Annotated in this window: 34 protein-coding genes; 30 read left to right on the top strand and 4 right to left on the bottom strand. The window is 67.1% G+C overall.

What is annotated here, in order from left to right:
* Positions 1-21: 21 nt before the first annotated feature.
* The 19 genes from EV192_RS54105 to EV192_RS29175 all read left to right on the top strand — a co-directional run bounded on the left by EV192_RS54105 (position 22) and on the right by EV192_RS29175 (position 8,657).
* The gene (locus tag EV192_RS54105; RefSeq protein WP_165960656.1) at positions 22-321 is read left to right on the top strand and encodes a hypothetical protein; all 300 of its coding nucleotides are present in this window, start codon (positions 22-24) and stop codon (positions 319-321) included.
* Positions 318-824 (top strand): AAA family ATPase, encoded by a 507-nt coding sequence (locus tag EV192_RS54100; RefSeq protein WP_165960655.1) that lies wholly within the window; start codon positions 318-320, stop codon positions 822-824. The genes EV192_RS54105 and EV192_RS54100 overlap by 4 nt, the downstream gene beginning before the upstream one ends.
* Positions 821-1,003 (top strand): hypothetical protein, encoded by a 183-nt coding sequence (locus EV192_RS29255; protein WP_132121003.1) that lies wholly within the window; start codon positions 821-823, stop codon positions 1,001-1,003. The genes EV192_RS54100 and EV192_RS29255 overlap by 4 nt, the downstream gene beginning before the upstream one ends.
* Complete coding sequence (locus EV192_RS29250) at positions 993-1,400, top strand: hypothetical protein (protein ID WP_132121001.1); 408 nt, start codon at positions 993-995, stop codon at positions 1,398-1,400. Before EV192_RS29255 ends, EV192_RS29250 begins: the two co-directional genes overlap by 11 nt.
* The gene (locus tag EV192_RS29245) at positions 1,390-1,914 is read left to right on the top strand and encodes a hypothetical protein (protein ID WP_132120999.1); all 525 of its coding nucleotides are present in this window, start codon (positions 1,390-1,392) and stop codon (positions 1,912-1,914) included. The genes EV192_RS29250 and EV192_RS29245 overlap by 11 nt, the downstream gene beginning before the upstream one ends.
* The gene (locus EV192_RS29240; protein WP_132120997.1) at positions 1,911-2,345 is read left to right on the top strand and encodes a hypothetical protein; all 435 of its coding nucleotides are present in this window, start codon (positions 1,911-1,913) and stop codon (positions 2,343-2,345) included. Before EV192_RS29245 ends, EV192_RS29240 begins: the two co-directional genes overlap by 4 nt.
* A complete protein-coding gene (locus tag EV192_RS29235) occupies positions 2,342-2,647 on the top strand; it encodes a hypothetical protein (RefSeq protein ID WP_132120995.1) in 306 nt (101 codons plus the stop codon). The genes EV192_RS29240 and EV192_RS29235 overlap by 4 nt, the downstream gene beginning before the upstream one ends.
* The gene (locus tag EV192_RS57455) at positions 2,638-3,015 is read left to right on the top strand and encodes a response regulator transcription factor (RefSeq protein ID WP_132120993.1); all 378 of its coding nucleotides are present in this window, start codon (positions 2,638-2,640) and stop codon (positions 3,013-3,015) included. The genes EV192_RS29235 and EV192_RS57455 overlap by 10 nt, the downstream gene beginning before the upstream one ends.
* Positions 3,016-3,083: 68 nt before the next feature.
* Positions 3,084-3,323: a hypothetical protein gene (locus EV192_RS29225; RefSeq protein WP_132120991.1), complete on the top strand. Its 240-nt coding sequence runs from the start codon at positions 3,084-3,086 to the stop codon at positions 3,321-3,323.
* Positions 3,313-3,864, top strand: a complete 552-nt coding sequence (locus EV192_RS29220) for a hypothetical protein (protein WP_132120989.1) — start codon at positions 3,313-3,315, stop codon at positions 3,862-3,864. Before EV192_RS29225 ends, EV192_RS29220 begins: the two co-directional genes overlap by 11 nt.
* Entirely contained in the window at positions 3,861-4,454 is a 594-nt protein-coding gene (locus tag EV192_RS29215; protein WP_132120987.1) for a 3'-5' exoribonuclease domain-containing protein, read from the top strand. Before EV192_RS29220 ends, EV192_RS29215 begins: the two co-directional genes overlap by 4 nt.
* On the top strand, positions 4,451-4,750 hold the full coding sequence (locus EV192_RS29210) for a hypothetical protein (protein WP_132120985.1): 300 nt from the start codon (positions 4,451-4,453) through the stop codon (positions 4,748-4,750). Before EV192_RS29215 ends, EV192_RS29210 begins: the two co-directional genes overlap by 4 nt.
* Positions 4,747-5,286 (top strand): hypothetical protein, encoded by a 540-nt coding sequence (locus tag EV192_RS29205; protein WP_132120983.1) that lies wholly within the window; start codon positions 4,747-4,749, stop codon positions 5,284-5,286. Before EV192_RS29210 ends, EV192_RS29205 begins: the two co-directional genes overlap by 4 nt.
* A gap of 10 nt (positions 5,287-5,296) precedes the next feature.
* Entirely contained in the window at positions 5,297-5,902 is a 606-nt protein-coding gene (locus tag EV192_RS29200) for a hypothetical protein (RefSeq protein WP_132120981.1), read from the top strand.
* Between the two features lie 46 nt (positions 5,903-5,948).
* On the top strand, positions 5,949-6,281 hold the full coding sequence (locus EV192_RS29195) for a hypothetical protein (RefSeq protein WP_132120979.1): 333 nt from the start codon (positions 5,949-5,951) through the stop codon (positions 6,279-6,281).
* Positions 6,278-6,526, top strand: coding sequence for a hypothetical protein (locus EV192_RS29190; RefSeq protein WP_132120977.1), 249 nt, complete (start codon positions 6,278-6,280; stop codon positions 6,524-6,526). Before EV192_RS29195 ends, EV192_RS29190 begins: the two co-directional genes overlap by 4 nt.
* Positions 6,527-6,736: 210 nt before the next feature.
* Positions 6,737-7,651, top strand: a complete 915-nt coding sequence (locus tag EV192_RS29185; protein WP_132120975.1) for a hypothetical protein — start codon at positions 6,737-6,739, stop codon at positions 7,649-7,651.
* A 3-nt stretch (positions 7,652-7,654) separates the two neighbouring features.
* The gene (locus EV192_RS29180) at positions 7,655-7,891 is read left to right on the top strand and encodes a hypothetical protein (RefSeq protein WP_132120973.1); all 237 of its coding nucleotides are present in this window, start codon (positions 7,655-7,657) and stop codon (positions 7,889-7,891) included.
* A 118-nt stretch (positions 7,892-8,009) separates the two neighbouring features.
* A complete protein-coding gene (locus tag EV192_RS29175) occupies positions 8,010-8,657 on the top strand; it encodes a hypothetical protein (protein WP_132120971.1) in 648 nt (215 codons plus the stop codon).
* Between the two features lie 25 nt (positions 8,658-8,682).
* On the opposite strand, the gene EV192_RS29170 is transcribed toward EV192_RS29175, so the two are convergent.
* The 4 genes from EV192_RS29170 to EV192_RS29155 all read right to left on the bottom strand — a co-directional run bounded on the left by EV192_RS29170 (position 8,683) and on the right by EV192_RS29155 (position 10,223).
* Positions 8,683-8,991, bottom strand: coding sequence for a PadR family transcriptional regulator (locus EV192_RS29170; protein ID WP_243727128.1), 309 nt, complete (start codon positions 8,989-8,991; stop codon positions 8,683-8,685).
* 35 nt (positions 8,992-9,026) lie between these two features.
* Positions 9,027-9,551 carry a hypothetical protein gene (locus tag EV192_RS29165; protein WP_132120969.1) on the bottom strand — a complete coding sequence of 175 codons (525 nt, stop codon included), beginning with the start codon at positions 9,549-9,551 and terminating at the stop codon, positions 9,027-9,029.
* A 53-nt stretch (positions 9,552-9,604) separates the two neighbouring features.
* Entirely contained in the window at positions 9,605-9,955 is a 351-nt protein-coding gene (locus EV192_RS29160; RefSeq protein ID WP_132120967.1) for a DUF6011 domain-containing protein, read from the bottom strand.
* Between the two features lie 79 nt (positions 9,956-10,034).
* Positions 10,035-10,223: a hypothetical protein gene (locus EV192_RS29155; protein ID WP_132120965.1), complete on the bottom strand. Its 189-nt coding sequence runs from the start codon at positions 10,221-10,223 to the stop codon at positions 10,035-10,037.
* 322 nt (positions 10,224-10,545) lie between these two features.
* Between EV192_RS29155 and EV192_RS29150 the strand changes: the two genes are divergently transcribed.
* The 11 genes from EV192_RS29150 (at position 10,546) to EV192_RS29105 (ending at position 15,277) form a co-directional block, all read left to right on the top strand.
* A complete protein-coding gene (locus tag EV192_RS29150; protein WP_132120963.1) occupies positions 10,546-11,115 on the top strand; it encodes a GIY-YIG nuclease family protein in 570 nt (189 codons plus the stop codon).
* Entirely contained in the window at positions 11,112-11,294 is a 183-nt protein-coding gene (locus EV192_RS29145; protein WP_132120961.1) for a hypothetical protein, read from the top strand. Before EV192_RS29150 ends, EV192_RS29145 begins: the two co-directional genes overlap by 4 nt.
* A complete protein-coding gene (locus EV192_RS56885; RefSeq protein WP_279494380.1) occupies positions 11,291-11,422 on the top strand; it encodes a hypothetical protein in 132 nt (43 codons plus the stop codon). The genes EV192_RS29145 and EV192_RS56885 overlap by 4 nt, the downstream gene beginning before the upstream one ends.
* Before the next feature lie 97 nt (positions 11,423-11,519).
* Positions 11,520-11,882, top strand: coding sequence for a DUF6221 family protein (locus EV192_RS29140; RefSeq protein WP_132120959.1), 363 nt, complete (start codon positions 11,520-11,522; stop codon positions 11,880-11,882).
* Complete coding sequence (locus tag EV192_RS29135) at positions 11,879-12,247, top strand: hypothetical protein (protein WP_132120957.1); 369 nt, start codon at positions 11,879-11,881, stop codon at positions 12,245-12,247. Before EV192_RS29140 ends, EV192_RS29135 begins: the two co-directional genes overlap by 4 nt.
* 312 nt (positions 12,248-12,559) lie before the next feature.
* Positions 12,560-13,201 carry a hypothetical protein gene (locus tag EV192_RS29130; RefSeq protein WP_132120955.1) on the top strand — a complete coding sequence of 214 codons (642 nt, stop codon included), beginning with the start codon at positions 12,560-12,562 and terminating at the stop codon, positions 13,199-13,201.
* A gap of 14 nt (positions 13,202-13,215) precedes the next feature.
* Positions 13,216-13,935 carry a hypothetical protein gene (locus EV192_RS29125; RefSeq protein WP_132120953.1) on the top strand — a complete coding sequence of 240 codons (720 nt, stop codon included), beginning with the start codon at positions 13,216-13,218 and terminating at the stop codon, positions 13,933-13,935.
* A 131-nt stretch (positions 13,936-14,066) separates the two neighbouring features.
* Positions 14,067-14,330 (top strand): hypothetical protein, encoded by a 264-nt coding sequence (locus EV192_RS29120; protein WP_132120951.1) that lies wholly within the window; start codon positions 14,067-14,069, stop codon positions 14,328-14,330.
* Positions 14,327-14,650: a hypothetical protein gene (locus EV192_RS29115; RefSeq protein WP_207926271.1), complete on the top strand. Its 324-nt coding sequence runs from the start codon at positions 14,327-14,329 to the stop codon at positions 14,648-14,650. The genes EV192_RS29120 and EV192_RS29115 overlap by 4 nt, the downstream gene beginning before the upstream one ends.
* Entirely contained in the window at positions 14,640-14,921 is a 282-nt protein-coding gene (locus EV192_RS29110) for a hypothetical protein (protein WP_132120949.1), read from the top strand. Before EV192_RS29115 ends, EV192_RS29110 begins: the two co-directional genes overlap by 11 nt.
* Positions 14,922-15,076: 155 nt before the next feature.
* Positions 15,077-15,277, top strand: a complete 201-nt coding sequence (locus EV192_RS29105; RefSeq protein WP_132120947.1) for a hypothetical protein — start codon at positions 15,077-15,079, stop codon at positions 15,275-15,277.
* Positions 15,278-15,388: the final 111 nt, after the last annotated feature.

Here is a 15,388-nt window from a genome sequence, read left to right as displayed (position 1 = left end):
CCCCAGTGGAGAGCGGGTGACATGAGCCCACGCAGAAAACGCACAGCCCGCGGCCCCGCACCCGCCGCCCTCTTCGGCTGGGGCCCACACGCCACACAGGACATCCAGCCCGACCCCGGCTACGACAACCCGCTCGCCCGCGGCTGCAAGGCCTGCGGCGCGCTGCCCGGCGAGCGCTGCACCCGCCCCAGCCGCCGCGGCCGGATCCCGATCAGCCGCTACCACGACCCCGGCCGCAACCCACCCAGCCCAGTCGATCAGAACCCACCCGGACACCCGGCCAGCAGCCCCCAGGACGCCACAAAGGACCCCCGGCAGTGATCACCACACCCCCGAACCCCACAGACGCTCACAGCGGCGCCCAGCCGCTCGCCCCGAAACGCCGCCAACTCATCGCCACCCGAGGCCTACCCGCCTCAGGCAAATCCACCTGGGCCCGCGAACAACTCGACGCCGACACCGACGGCCACCTGGTCCGCTGCAACCGCGACGACCTCCGACGGATGCTCCACGGCCGGCCCCGCTACGACCCAGTGTCCGAAGCCGTCGTCACCATCGCCCAACGGGCGATGCTCGCCGAGCTGCTGTTCCGCGGCTACTCGGTGATCATCGACGACACCAACCTCGACCCGGACCACCTCCACGCCCTGAAGCACCTCGCGGCGGCCTACGACGTCGGGTTCGCCGTGCAGGACTTCACACACGTCGCGGTCGAGCAGTGCATCGACCGCGACCGGAAACGCCCCGGCGACCGACGCGTCGGTGAGGCCGTCATCCGCCGCATGCACGACCAGTGGCTCGCGCACATCCGGGAGCCGTCGTGACCGACGACGAGTGGCGGGCACACGACTACCAGCAATGGCGCCGCCGCCGGCGTGGCTGTCGCGCGAAAGCCGCGATCGCCGCCCTCGCCGTGACCGCGCTGTTTGCCCTCCTCGGCACTCGCCGAACGCGCCACCAACGACCCAACCAGACCGAAAGGCACACCCGACGTGTCCATTGAAGACGCCACCCATCGAGACCCGCTGCTACACCTCGCCGGCTCATGGGACAACCCCGGACGATACATCGAGGAAATGGAAGCCGCCGGATCGAACCAGCTCGTACACGCCAACCTGCTCCCCACCGAAGCGCACGGCCACGAGGACGAACTGGCCGCCCTCGGCATCCACCTCGGGCCGATCGACGAACGCGACCCGCTGTTCCGCGAAGCCGTCCTCCCCGCCGGCTGGAGCAAACAACCCGGCGAGGACCCGCGGCTGATCTACGTCAACGACGAACACGGCCGCACACGCCTGCACGTGTTCTACAAAGCCGCCTTCTACGACCGCCAGGCGGATGTGACTGTCGTCCCCCTGGACTGTGACACCGAATCCCTGGAGAACGCCGATGGCGAGTGACGTCCCCGTGGCCGACGGCCCGTATCGCGTCGGGAACCACTCCCCGGCGCCGCACTGTCCGGCCACTGCTCGCAATGGTGTCGAGATCTGCGTCCTCGAGCCGGGCCACAGTGAAGGCATCCACCGCAGCCGGGACTGGTACCACTGGTCCGACAACTTGTCCGACCAGGCCATCGCCCGGATGTCTCCAGGTGGTCAGGCGTTGGCGAATACATTGGTGGGCATCGTCGACGGCCCGCCCACACCGACCGAGCCGCGGGACACAGAAGGAATCAGCGACGAGGTACTCACCGACCTACTCGCGCTCGTCGGCGTCATAGTCTCACCGGAACTCATGGCCGAATGGACCATCGACCAGCGAGCGGAAGCCGCGAACTGGGCTGGCGCCGTACACCTGCACGCCAGTGACAACGACGTGACAGTCCCGCGCAAGCCAACGTTCTTGGACGCCGACACCCCAGCCACACCGGACACGACCGAGGTGGCTGAAGACCAGGCCGGGGACCGAGTGTGAACGACTACTACCAGTTCGTCGAGACCTTGCGCAGTGAACGCGCCCGGCTCGAAGAGACGCTCGCCAACGACGTTCCCCTCGTCGAGAGCTTGCGCTTCGCGGTGCCGATCCACATCGAGTATGTGTCCAGATGGGACGAGCGCGTCCGGCAAGGTCACACCCGCGAGGCCGCAACAACGATCGGGATCTATGGAGACGCTCTCCAGTTCCGCGGCAAGAACGCTGCGCTCGCGTTCAACTCACTCGCGCGGGGCCTCGCGCTCCTGGCCTACCAGCCGGGCGGTGTGGCCTTCGCCGGCTTGTATTGGTGCGTCGGCTCAGGCCACCACGGCATCGCCACCGAGCGCGCCGGCGAACCTCCTTACTCGCCGGACCACCAGAACATCGCGTACTGCGGATATGACACACCCGCTAAGGACGATGCGCCGTGACGATCCCTCTCTTCGACACACCGCCAATCGTCAACACAGCTGCGGCCGTTGAAGTCAACGAATGCCGCGTCTGGGCAACCAAACTCGGCGAGGGCTGGTGGAACACGTTCATGCGCCGGTTCGCGGACACGCCACGCGCGACGGTGCTTACTCCTTCCGTCGCTGGCAATCTCTGGCGAATCGCATGCGAAGACATCGACCACGCCCGGTGGCTCGCGGCACACATGATCGACATCGGTGGCCTACCCAAGAGCGCAGTGCGCGCAGTGAGGGTCGTTGAGGACGGTGCGCGATGGCCGTGAGCTCCGGCGACGACCTCACCGGCCGCGAAGTCCAGATCCTCACAGCCATGTCCTACGGCATGGACAACGCGTCGATCGGCCACCAACTGCACCTCACCGAGGCCACCATCAAAAGCCACGCCCGCCGGCTCTACCGGAAACTGGGTATCAGCGACCGCGCGCACGCCGTCCGGATCGGCCTGGAACGCGGCTACCTCATCCCCGACCCGACACCCCAGCGGCCAGCGAGCACCGTCGATCCGCACTACCCGATCGCGACGGTACCTCACCTCGCGGCCTGTTTCACGGGCGATGGATGTTGTTGCGCTGCAAAGACAATCGTGTCACGCCACCTCGGAACCGGCGAGAACGGAAGCCCAGCCACATGACCACCACCTGCAGCTGCGGCTGTGACCAGACCGCCCAGAACTGCCCCAACCGACCCAAGAGGTAACCCATGCCCTCGCCCGATGCCAAGATCGTCGCCGAACTGCGCGAGTTCGCCGACTACATCGAGGCCGGCGACCTCACCAGCGACCCGCACCTGCGCGGCTACAGCATCGACATGCAGCGCTACGTGCGCTACACCCCGCACGCCGATCCGGAGCTGGTCGACGAGTACCGGCTGACGCTCGTGTTACCCGCCGACCGCAAACCGTTCACGCCGGACAACAACAGGACAAACCATGGACACTGACAAGCTTCCCGCGCTCGTCCACATGGCCGCCTTCGCATGCGGCCCCGGCGCTGACCTCGCCGACGGATTCCCCGACGTCTCCGACGGCTGCTGCCTCGGCCGCGTCGAAGACGGTCCCGCCTCGTGCACCTGCTGGCGCCCCGTCTACGACCTCGAACAACAACCCATCGACGAACACGCCCGCCAACTCCTCGCCGACGGCATCCAACCCAACACCCGCACACAGATGTGCGGTGACTGCGCCTACCGGCCGCACTCACCGGAGATGTCCGGCGACCCCACCTACGCCGGCGACGCCGACCACCTCGAACAACTCGCTCGCGACGCGTGGCGGTTCTGGTGCCACCAAGGCATGCGGATCCCGGTCAAGTGGGTACACCCGACTGGCGCTGAGGTCCCCGGCCACGCCGGGTCCTACCAGCCGCCGATGGACACGCGGCTCGGTGTCCCGTTCCGCGCGGACGGGACACCAGCCGAGCTGTGCGCCGGCTGGGACGCACGCCGCCGCGCCGTCGCCCACCAGGAGACACGAACCCCATGAACCCGACCGAAACAGACGGCACAGAGGCGCACAGGACGCGGTACTGGTACGACACGGAGTTCCTCGAAGACGGCCGGACCATCGAGCTGATCTCGATCGGCATTGTCGCCGAGGACGGCCGCGAATACTACGCAGTCAACGAAGGCATCGTGTACGACGGCGGCCTGCAGCGCAGGATCAAGGCCAACACCTGGCTCATGGCCAACGTCGTCTCTTCGTTGCCGCAGCGGCGTGACGACACCGCCGCCAACGGCCGTTGGTTGTTCGACTATGACAGTCCACTCGTGAAGCCACGGGCGGTCGTCGCTGATGAGATCCGCGACTTCCTCTTGACCTCGGACACGCCAGAATTGTGGGCTGACTATGGCGCGTACGACCATGTCGTCCTCTGTCAGCTGTGGGGATCAATGGTGTGTCTTCCTGTCGGCCTGCCGATGTACACCAACGACATCCAGCAGGAAGCGCACCGGCTGGGCGTCGCCGATCTGCCGCAGCAGGACGAGGGCCTGCACAACGCGCTCACCGACGCGCGGCACTGCCGGACTCGTTGGGAGTTCCTGCGGACCTCGTGTTCGGGGGTGTTTCAGTGACCACCACCGACGGCACCATGACCATCGGCACGCCCACCGACGGCGGCTGGCGCATCAAAACCAACGACGCCGGAACCCACTACGTCGACATCCTCGCGATGATCTACAACTACCGGATCGTCCTCACCCCCATCGCCGCACCGCTGCTCATCGACCGCTTCTGGTGCTACGCCGGCCACGACCTACAGACCCTGCTGCGGACCTTCCTCGCGGCACACGCCTGGGACGGCGCCCTGGACGGCGAACCCTTGGATTGGAACAAGAACGGGCAGACCGGAGAGTGGCGGGAACCATGACACGCGCCGCCCCACCCCGGACCATGGCCGAGTTCGACGACCGCCACGGCCGGTTCGCCGGCGGCGGCCGCGTCCACGACGTCGCCCTCCAACCCTGGATCGAAGGCCTCGAAGTACCTGGCCCTGCCTGCCACACGCCGAACGGCTCGTTCGATCCGGCGTCGTTTCGACCCGTCGACGACCCCGTCAGCTGCCGACGCTGCCTGCGATCCGGCACCCCCGACCCGGTCCACCCCGTCGACCAGAACCAACTCCCGCTCTTCTCCGACCGCGACACCCCACGGTGCTCCAACGGATGCGACGGCCCGTGCATCTGCGACCACCCCGACGACTGCCCATGCGGCTGCGCCGACAACGACGGCGACCGCGAGGACCCTTGGTGCGGCTGCCGCGACGACCCCGACTGCCCCCGGTGCAACCCGACCGAGAACGAGGACGAGCAACCTTGCCCAGCCGGCTGTACCTGCGCCTGGTGCACAGGCAGGGCCTTCATCCCGCGAATCGTCACCGCCCGACCCGACCCCGCCTACCTCTGAGAGGACCCGCATGACACCCCTCAAACGACCACCGTGGTTCGGACGCATACTGCGCTGGTCACCGAACCCACACGGCCACGCGACCAACTACCTGGGCCGCGAACACGAGATCACCAAAGTCGGCCGCGAACGCGCACAGGCATACGGCCGCGGCTGCTCACTTGGCTGGCACTTCACCGTGCACCCCGACGCCCACGACATCGACCCCGATGAACGCAACCCGATCGGCCCGGCGTTGGGCGGCAGGCTGGACCATGCCCGCCTGCTGGCAGAGGCATGGATCCTCACGCCCGAGCCCGAGCACCGGTCCGCCGACGGCTCACCGAGCCTCGTGGACGCCCTGGGCGGCGGGGGCCCAGGATTCCGCGCACAGTCCGGAGTGACCCTCGTGGCCTACCCCGACCACGACTCCCGCAGGGTAAAGATCTGCCACCAGAGTCCGCACAACCACCCGCGGACCGGAGCAGTGGTCGGGACAGTCCGCGTCACGTTCACAACGGACGCCGAGGACGGCGCCGTGAGTCTGACCTGGACACCCACCCTCGCGAACGGAGCCGACCTGGGCACGTATTCGGGCTGGCACGACGCATGCCGCGCCATCGGCGCCACCGTCTGATCCGCAAGCCGGATAACCGAACCAGGATCACTCAAGGACAAACACCGTGCCTGACACCAAGGCGATGACCCTCCGGCTGCCAGCCGAACTCGCCGACGACCTCCACACCGTCGCCGCTGTCGACGGCCAGCCCATCTCCGAGGTCGTCCGCGTCGCGATCGCCGTGTTCCTTCGCAAACGCAAGGCCGACCCGGAGTTCCAACTTGCCGTGGTCGCGTGGATCAGCCGCCTCGAACGCCTGGCCAACCCGCCAACCGCAGGTGACCGGCCTGATCTTGACCGAACCCAACCCGACCAACCACCTCCCGGGCGACCTCCCGATCCGACACGCCAACAACCACACCGACCGACCCTGACCGCACTGAAGGAGATCCGGTGACCAAGCCACCACGCGGTATCTGCCCGGAATGCCGAACCGGACACGCGCTCAGGGCGACCGGCACACTCGGCGCGCACAACCAGCTCACACGCCAGGGCTACACCATCGGGCGGTGCCCCGGCGTTGACCAGCTCCCCATCGACGACGAACCGCCCCGCGACAGCCCACGCAACGTCATCACAGGCACCGTGACCGGCTCCGTCATCCAGGCGGACCACATCACCGGGCCCATCACGTTCCAGTGACAGCGGGCTGTTGCCCTACGGACTCACCCCCGAAACCGCAGGCCACGCCGCAACTATCCGCAACTATCCGAGTCCAGTAGTTCTATCTTTGAAATAGCGAACACACGTTCGACAACGTTGACCGGGAGGTGTTGACGACATGACCGCCAACGTCGACCCCGAAACCGCCGACGCAACCGCACAGCCCGACCTCAACCCAGGAGAGTGCCCATGACCTACGCCCTCGGCCGCAGGCCGCCAAAGGACGCCCCCGCGCTCCACGCCGGCCGCTTCCTCCGCCTGGACACTGCGCCAGCACACCCGACCACGGTCGACCACCTCTCGAACATCCGTGACTGGGCCCTGTACGCGAACGACCGGTTCGGCGTGTGCGGCCCGGCCGCCACCGCGAACCTCCGCAAGCAGGTCACCAAATACCTGACGGACCACGAAACCAGCCCCACGCTCGCAGACGTGTTTGACCTCTACCGCCGCAGCGGCAACCCCGACTTCGACCCAGCCACCGGCGCCGACGACAACGGGGTCGACCTGCAAACCATGCTGGAAGCAGTCCACGCCGGCGGCATCGGTGGCACCACATGCCTGGGATTCGCCAAGGTCGACGTGGCCAACCTGGACGAGGTCCGTGCGTCGATCAGCATCTTCGGCAGCCTACTGCTCGGCGTGAACCTCGAAGTCGCACAACAGACCCAAACGACCACCGGCCTCTGGGACTGCACGCCATCCAATGTGTGGGGCGGCCACGCCGTCCTCGCCGGCCGGTACTCCTCGGCCACCCGTGGCGACGACATCGACGTCATCACCTGGGCCGAGATCATCGGCACGACCGACGCGTTCTGGGAGCGCCAGGTCGAGGAAGCCTGGGTCGTGATCTGGCCGGAACACCTTGGCACGGCGGCATTCCAGGCCGGAGTGGATGTGGCGGCGCTCGCCAGTGACTACCTCGCCCTCACCGGCCGTCCGTTTCCCGGGCACGTTCCGCCCCAGCCTGCTCCGTCGCCTGTGGATCCTGCTGACCAGGTTCTGGCGGCGGCTCTTCGCCCGTGGGTGACCGAGCACCACGTCGGCGCCAACCACCGCGTCCAACAAGCCGCCCAGGCATGGCTCGCCGCCAAAGGTTTGTAACACGTGCCAGCGAACGACTGGACACACACATGGGACACACCATTGGACTACACCTGGGCGGAGTTCCAGCGCACCTTCGAGATCGCCTGCACCGACGCCGGGGAGGCCAAACCCATACAAGACCCGACAATGGTCCTGCCGCACAGCGTGTTCCCGCACGTGACCGCGATGATCAATCCACTGACCGGCCACGAGGTACCGATCACGCGGATCTCACCGTTCGACTGGGAGCAGTCCTGACACCCCGCGTCTGGCCCGTGAGCGCCGTGATCAAACAGCGACACCCACGACCCATCCGTTGATCGGACCCGTCCGCATACTGTCCAGTAACCGAGTCACCCGGCGAAAGGCGGCCCACGTGAGCACCTGCCTGATCTGCGACCACCGCGACGCACACCACCGGTACGCCTGCCACGCCTGCATCGCCGACCTACGCCGCAAACTCCGCGAACTGCTCGACTACGAAGACATCCTCACCGCCAGCACCGCCCCAGCAGCCACCGGGATCACCGACCGCGGCGCCCCCGGCCACGCCAGCCAGCCGCCGATCAACGTCGACGTCGTCGTCATGCTCGACCGGCGGTCCCGGCCAGTGATGCTCGGACCCGACTGCGAACCGCAACCGCCGTGGTCCATCCGCCACCAACTGCACCACGTCGCCGCCTGGCTGCGCGCGGAGTTCGACGACACCAGCCCGCGCACCCAGCGGGCCGCGACCGACTGGGCCTACGTGCTGACGTCGCTGGACCGGTGCGCCGGCGACGAGTGGATCACCGACCTCGCGGGCATCATCGACGGCCTGTGGCGGCAGGCCCGCGCGCGGGCCCATGACCAGCCGCCGCCGCAGGTCGGAGAGTGCCGCACTCCAGGGTGCGGCGGGCGCGTGTACCGGGCCACCGTGCGTGACGCGGAGGACGGCTCGTCCTGTGAAGGTGTGCGGTGTGGTCAATGCCGCCGCGGGTACGTGGGCCTCGAGTTGGTGGAGTTGGCGGTCGAGGCGTCCTGACTCGGCGGGACCTGGGTGAGGTCGTCTACTGGCGGCGGCGTGTTGCTTCGGCCTCGTCCGCCCGCTGTAACTCTGTCGCCGCGTGGAGCCTGCCCGCGATGGGCATCTGGTAGTAGCGCCGCCGTGGTCGGCCCTCCGCGGCCGGATTGATGTCCTCCCAACAGCTCTCGACCCAGCCCGCGACCTCCAGCCGGGTCAAGATCGGGTAGATCGTGGCCGTCAGCAGTCCGGTGGTTCTGCTGATCTCCAGTCCGTAGAGACGTTGGTCTTCCGGGGCGTCGAGCAGGACGCGTAGTACGAGCCGGGTCTGGAGCGTCATCCGGACAGCAACCATGACGTAACTCTACATAGGACACCCTTCGGGGTGATTCAGAGGCGCTGAGCGCGAGCGTGCAGCTCGTCAACGAGCGCGGTCCGGTAGTAACCCGTCGCGTGCACCAACTCCATGTGGATCTGGTACGTGAACAGCCACGCGGCGGTCTTGCGCATCGCGTCCCGATGGGATTTCTCGGATTGGCCGAACGGGTCGGGTTCGGTGTACTCGGCCAACGCCCGGTCGTGCAGCTGGTCAAGGATGTCCCGCCGGGTGTAGCCCAGCTCCGGCCACTCGCGACCGGAGTCGGCGGACAGAACCTCGCCGAGCACGACGGTGCGCGCGTTCGCCACGAACTCCGCGCCGGCAGCGCGTAGTTTCTCGTTCTGTGTGTTCAGGTCGTCGGCCCACTGGGTGGCCTGCGCGTGGTCCCGGGTGAACAGATGGCCGCCGATCTCGCGGTCGTAGACCACGCGGCCCTGCTCGGGCGTGCGGGTGGTGTCGATGACGGCGTACTTGGTGCCGCCGCCTTCGGCGGTGTCGGCCTGGAAGGTGTGCACGGTGTAGCGGGCGGTGGTCATCTCAAGTTGCTCCGTTCGGTGGGGTGCGGATCCGTTGGCGCGTACGACAGGGATCAGGCGGCGGTCAAGATCTCCGCAGCTGCGAGGTGGTAGCAGGCCAGGCCCTTCTCCCCGGCCGGGCAGCTGCAGGTTCGGGTGGCGGCGTTGACCATGTACAGGTCGTCGCCGCGGCTGGACACGGGGGTGAAGACGGCGAAGCGGACGCGCACGATCGCGGCCAACTCGACCAGCTCGGCCGCTTTGGCGATCTGGGCCGGCTTGTAGACGGTGGCGGCGGCACATTTGGCGGCGGCCGCGGCGACCTTGGCTTTGCAGGTGCGGCCCATGCCGGCGGCGATGGAGGTGGCGGAGCGGAGGGCACGGCCGCAGCGGGTGCACTTGGCGGTGGCGATGGATGTGGCCATGGGAACCCCATTACTTAGTTAGGGTCAGCAAGCGAGAGGAGTTGGAGTGGTGGCCCCCGGTTTCCCGGGGGCCGGTCGGCTATCGCCAGACGCTGACGGGGGTGTTGGCGGGGGTCCAAGGTCCCCAGGCCAGCTCGCTGGAGAAGCAGAGGGTCACGTGGCCGTCGTGCCGGCGCTTGCTGATGATGACCTCTCCGTCGATCATGTCGCCGACCTTGACCTTGTTGTAGGTGGTGGGGGTCTTGGTGGTGTTCTGCTGGGTGGCCATTTCCGGTTCCTCTCTCTTGCTGATGTAATAACTGTAGCATGGTGTCCGGACACCAACAATAGGTGAGAAAAGATTCTTTAGAGGTAACGTCCAGTTGTCGGTGTCCGGACACGATGATAGGGTTAGGCATGGCCAGTGACCCCCGCAACGAACGCAGAGGCAACCGCCCCCTAGAGGTCCGCATGCCCTTGGAGTTCAAGGCACGGCTCCAAGCCACCACCCACAACGCCGGCACCGACCCCTCGAAGATCACCAAGCAGCTCCTGGCTTGGTGGCTGCGGGAACCCGGCGCCGAATTGCCCCCCCGACCAGAGAGGGAGTCGTGACTACGCAGGCGCTTTACCGGATGTTCGATCGAGACGGCCGCTTACTGTATGTGGGTATCACGCTCGACGTCAGCCAGCGGTTCAAGGAGCACAGAGCGGGCAAATCGTGGTGGACGGAGGCTTCAACGATCACACTGGAGCGCCACGGGACTCGACAGGATGTTGAGGCTGCTGAAGCGGCGGCAATAGTTAACGAGCAGCCGCTGTACAACGTCCAGCGTCGTCGTCGACATCAGACGGAGTCGCTCAAGCGACTTAAGCGTCTTGATGAAATACCGAAGTACTGGTTCACGATTATTAGGGATCGGTCTCACCAACCGCGGACTAGTCAACTCATGCAAACGACCATCCAAAGTGCGAGGGCAGCCGGGCTTAGCGAGGAGGACATCGAATGGGCTGTGAATAATCCCCGATGTCCGTTCCTCCGGTCAGATTGGAGTCGTGAACGCATCGCCCAAGCCGCCCGAGAAGGCATGCACCTCGCAGACATCACCCGCTCCACTGGCTACACCCGCGAACACATCAGGCGGATCCTGCGCGCCCACGGCATCGAAGGAGATCGATGACTGACCCCGTCTACCTGCTCGTATGTCGGGCGTGCGGCACCGGTGACCTGATCATGCCGTTCGGGTCAGCCGGGGAGCGCGGCAAATGGGCCGCTGCCCACACCCGAGGAACCGGCCACGAATCATGGTTCGTGCGCGACCAGGTCCAGGAAGTCGACGAGGAAGCCGACAGACCATGACCACGCCAGACGACCGGGAGGCGATCGAGGCCCTTCTTCCCGAGGACCGCACATGGCTCACCGCCCAAGGCTGGCGGGACACGAGCAACGACTACCCCGAGATCGGCACCGAGAGAACCCTGGAGTGACCGTGAAGCCTTGTATCAACCGGGAGTTCCACGGTCTCGGCTACGGCAAGAGCGCCTCGGGAAACATCGGGCCGACCTTCCTCAAGGACTGGACAACGTGAGCGACAACGACATCGTGGAGTTCATCCGCGCCCGGCTCGACGAGGAGAGCGCGCTCGCGCAACTCGTCAAGGAGGCGCACGTGTTCCCCGACGACCACGACCGCGCGGGCGCCGCTTACTGGCCGACTGGCCGCGTCGAGTCGATCGTGCGGTCATACCCTAAGCCGGGACATCGCGCTGGCTTGGACCTGATCGTGACGTTCGGGCCGGATCGTGTACTCCGCGCCGTCGAGGCTAAGCGGGCGGTCGTGGAGACGTGCCTCTTCTTCACGCCCGACCGGTTCGCCGCCAGGGTGTTCAAGGACCTCGCGACGGAGTGGTCCACACATCCCGACTACCGGCTGGAGTGGACGCCATGAAGCCCTGCAGCAACCGCGAATTCCCCGAGCGGTCCTACACCAGCATGGGGCCCACTGCTGTCGCGTGCGAGATGTGTGGCCACACCTCACTGCTGCACCCAGGGCGGGACAACCCGGCGCTCGAAGGGTGCCTGGCGTGCGAGTTGCAGATGCTGCTCCCGCCACCGCAGGGGCCTGGCACACCGCTCACTCCGGCCGGCTCGCCGCCCGTGCTCGCCCACATCGCCGTAGACGGCACGGGTGGACGGATGCGGTCGTTCGTGGGCGACGAGCCGGCGGCGATCACCCTTGCGCGCGAACACAACGGCGTCGTGTTCACGGTTCCCGTGTCGAGCGACTGGAGAGAGGCGACGAACGATGGATGATGCGGGCGTGACCGGCGTAGTTCAGATGATTGCCCCACGGACCTGGACCCAGTCGGTCGTCTCACCGCGCACGTGGGTCCGCTATGAGGCGGACGACGGCCACGCCGACGGGTGCGCGAGTATCGAGTGGCGCCGCGACGGCACTCGAGTACCGCTGACGGCTGGCTGGTGGCGGTTTTCCGCGGATCCGTGGCAGCAGCCGGCTCACACGGTGACGTGCCAACCATTGGACAGTCCCTAGTCAAACCGCCCGCACTCAAGATACCCGGATAGCGTGAGGAAACCCAAGCGGCACAACGAAAGGGACCGCCCTTGAACACGATCGAGATCGTGCCCGGCCTCGTACTCGATGACGAGATGCTCGACGCGGCTACCGCGGGACTCGCCGAGCACGCCCCCGAGGTTCCCGCGCTCACACGGGATCAGCTGCTCGATCCGCTCCGGTGGTGGCGCGTGCCCGGCCCGGACGACGATGACGCCGGTGTGCCGCTCGCGTGCAAGGACGAGTTCGTGGTGTTCCGGTCTGACGATCTGACCATCAAGATCATGCGCTGGCTCGGGCCCGACCTCCGCAAGGGCGAGACCTCACAGCCGCACACACACGCGTGGCGGGTCATGGAAGCCCATCCGCTGCTCCACGGCTACGTCGATGACCACTGGTACCGCACAGCTACAGGAGTCGTGGTGCATCAGGGCAGCACGATCAACCTCGCCGGCGACGTGAACAGGATCTTCGATCTCGACTACCACGAGGTGATTGAGGTCGTCGAGCCCGGCCGCACCCTGTCGTTGGTCATCTGCGGCCCCCGGGTCCTCGACGCGCAGGGGCGCGGCAAGTGGGGGCACCTGGACCTGGATACCGGGTGCCACGTGCCGATTCAGCGCAACTCTGACGAGCATCAGCGGTTCCGGCAGCGTCTCTATCGGATCAACCCCCAACACGCTGCGGCGTAAGGGAGAGCCGACCGATGGCCACCACCTACGCCACGGCGGCGACCGCGGCCGGCGCCTGGTGCTGCCCGCTCACCCTGCCGCCCACCCCGTTCGAGCAGGTGCGAGCCACCGTGACCCGCGTCGTGCGAGCCACCAGCTACCCGGTCGCCGCGATCGTTTACCACGACCCGGTCACTGAGCTGCTGCTGTACCGCCACCCCAGTCGCCGCCGCGGCACACCCGACATCCGCACCTGCGAACGCACTGCAGACGCCCTCGCCGCCGCGACCGGGTGGACACTCAACCCGGACCGCGCACCCGACGTTGGCGTGCTCGTCGGCCTCGGCCTGCGCGAAGGCTACGACCCCACCGGCCCGCACCACGAACCCGGCGACGTTTTCGCGGCCCTGTCGGCCCGGACCCCGCCCGGCGCCGCCTGGACCGGCCGCAAAGCACAGTTGATCTCCGCCCGGCTGATCGACCACACCCAGGTCCGCTGGTACGACGAGGCCGGTGTGGTCGTGCGGGCCCCCGGCGACCTGCTGCCCGCCATCGAGGAGGTCGCCGAAGTGCTGCGTCAGCACCGGTTCGCGGTCACCGACTTCGACGAGGGCTATACCCGCACACGCGCAGTGCGCACCCACGACACCGGCGACGAACACGAGACCAGCGGCGACGACGACTGCCTCCGACGGCGCGCCGACGTTCCGACTGTTCAACGGTCCAAAGCGCGCCGACGTGAACGCAGTCGTTGACGCAGGTCAAACTGGGTGAGACGCTTCCGTTTGCGGAGCTATGCTTCCAGGCCGGCTCTGCGCGGTACCTCGATCAAGGCCCCACTGTCCCTTCATGACGGTGGGGCTTTTTCATACCCAAAGGACAACCTGTGACCGAACAACCTATTGTCAGCACGCGCGTTCGCGCGAAGTTCCGGTGTATCTCCGAGACCCGCACTCGCCACACTCCAGACCAAGATCTCCCAGTCACCTACCGATTCCAGGCGATGTACGACGCGGGCCTCCCGGAAGACGAGCGCTTGGCCAAGTACACGCCCTCCGGGCACGTTGAGATTCAGGTGGACAACCCGCGCGTGGAGTTCACGCCGGGCCAGGACTACTACCTCGACTTCACCCCGGCGGCCCAGCAGTGACCGAGGGACTCACCACCACCGAGCGCGAGGCCGACAAGCAAGCCGCGGCCGCACGCGCCGCCGGACCCGCCGAACCGGACCCGTGGGCCGGCCGGCACCCGTCGATCGCGCACTTTCAGCCGCTGTTCGACTACGACAACCTACCGGCCGAACTGCAGGCCGTGTCCGGTCCGTGTGGCGCGCTGGCCGAGCACATGCTCAGCGTGCTGCCGGACGGCATCGAGCTGACCGTCGGTCTGCGGAAGCTGTTGGAGGCCAAGGACGCGTTCGTGCGCCACACCGTCCTGACCGGTCGTGCTGAGGCGAGACATGACCAATGACGGACCACAGGCCGCCCAGACCAGGGCCGAGATCGGGGACGCTCGTCCCGCCATGCCCGTTATCCGCATCGAGTCCCCGAACGGCCACCCGACGAACACCAAGGTCACGGTTGACGGGGTGACGATCCCGTGCACTCGAGTCACGTGGACATGCAGCGTGTCGAACGTGGCCACCGCCATTCTCGAGGTCCCTCGCGTGCTGATCGAGGCCGCGCTCGACGCGACGCTCGTGACCGTCGAACGGGCCCACCCGAAACAGGTCGACGACTGACATCGCGGGATACCCGCCGAACCCGCCTGGCCAAAGGGGGAACGTGGAATGCCCACCGTCTTCATGGTCGTGATGGCCGAGTTGTTCCTGGCGTGGGCTCGGTGGGACTGGCGCCGCGGCGTTCGCCCGTGGCATCGGCTGTGGCGCGGTTTGTGATGAAGCGTGTCCCGGTCGACCTGGTGATCCTGACGCTCGCCCAGTCCGGCCTGCGGGTCACCGCGCGCCAGATCCGCAACTGGAAGCTCCGCGGCCACATCACGAGGACCGACGACGGGTATGACCTCGCCGAGATCCGTGCTTACGTCCGCGGACGCGCCGATCTTCGGGTGATCGTTGACGCAGCTCAGGCCGGGTGAGACGCTTCGTTTTGCGGAGCTGTGCCCGCGCGGGGCGCGCCCGTCTCTGGTTCCCGCCGCCCGGCTACCCCCATTTAGTGCCCTGGGCGGCGGGTCCCCTCGCTTCCAGTC

The organism is Actinocrispum wychmicini (assembly GCF_004345645.1).
GTDB lineage: Bacteria > Actinomycetota > Actinomycetes > Mycobacteriales > Pseudonocardiaceae > Kibdelosporangium > Kibdelosporangium wychmicini.
The sequence above is the reverse complement of the archived record's forward strand: the minus strand, read 5'-3'. Positions and strand labels throughout refer to the sequence as shown.

Coding starts and splice junctions, on each gene's coding strand:
- EV192_RS29185 (WP_132120975.1), top strand. CDS start 6,737: ATGACCTACGCCCTCGGCCGCAGGCCGCCAAAGGACGCCCCCGCGCTC.
- EV192_RS29245 (WP_132120999.1), top strand. CDS start 1,390: ATGGCGAGTGACGTCCCCGTGGCCGACGGCCCGTATCGCGTCGGGAAC.
- EV192_RS29145 (WP_132120961.1), top strand. CDS start 11,112: ATGACTGACCCCGTCTACCTGCTCGTATGTCGGGCGTGCGGCACCGGT.
- EV192_RS29110 (WP_132120949.1), top strand. CDS start 14,640: ATGACCAATGACGGACCACAGGCCGCCCAGACCAGGGCCGAGATCGGG.
- EV192_RS29135 (WP_132120957.1), top strand. CDS start 11,879: ATGAAGCCCTGCAGCAACCGCGAATTCCCCGAGCGGTCCTACACCAGC.
- EV192_RS29205 (WP_132120983.1), top strand. CDS start 4,747: ATGACACGCGCCGCCCCACCCCGGACCATGGCCGAGTTCGACGACCGC.
- EV192_RS29125 (WP_132120953.1), top strand. CDS start 13,216: ATGGCCACCACCTACGCCACGGCGGCGACCGCGGCCGGCGCCTGGTGC.
- EV192_RS54105 (WP_165960656.1), top strand. CDS start 22: ATGAGCCCACGCAGAAAACGCACAGCCCGCGGCCCCGCACCCGCCGCC.
- EV192_RS29105 (WP_132120947.1), top strand. CDS start 15,077: ATGAAGCGTGTCCCGGTCGACCTGGTGATCCTGACGCTCGCCCAGTCC.
- EV192_RS29220 (WP_132120989.1), top strand. CDS start 3,313: ATGGACACTGACAAGCTTCCCGCGCTCGTCCACATGGCCGCCTTCGCA.
- EV192_RS29160 (WP_132120967.1), bottom strand. CDS start 9,955: ATGGCCACATCCATCGCCACCGCCAAGTGCACCCGCTGCGGCCGTGCC.
- EV192_RS29200 (WP_132120981.1), top strand. CDS start 5,297: ATGACACCCCTCAAACGACCACCGTGGTTCGGACGCATACTGCGCTGG.
- EV192_RS57455 (WP_132120993.1), top strand. CDS start 2,638: ATGGCCGTGAGCTCCGGCGACGACCTCACCGGCCGCGAAGTCCAGATC.
- EV192_RS29165 (WP_132120969.1), bottom strand. CDS start 9,551: ATGACCACCGCCCGCTACACCGTGCACACCTTCCAGGCCGACACCGCC.
- EV192_RS29225 (WP_132120991.1), top strand. CDS start 3,084: ATGCCCTCGCCCGATGCCAAGATCGTCGCCGAACTGCGCGAGTTCGCC.
- EV192_RS56885 (WP_279494380.1), top strand. CDS start 11,291: ATGACCACGCCAGACGACCGGGAGGCGATCGAGGCCCTTCTTCCCGAG.
- EV192_RS29155 (WP_132120965.1), bottom strand. CDS start 10,223: ATGGCCACCCAGCAGAACACCACCAAGACCCCCACCACCTACAACAAG.
- EV192_RS29170 (WP_243727128.1), bottom strand. CDS start 8,991: ATGGTTGCTGTCCGGATGACGCTCCAGACCCGGCTCGTACTACGCGTC.
- EV192_RS29215 (WP_132120987.1), top strand. CDS start 3,861: ATGAACCCGACCGAAACAGACGGCACAGAGGCGCACAGGACGCGGTAC.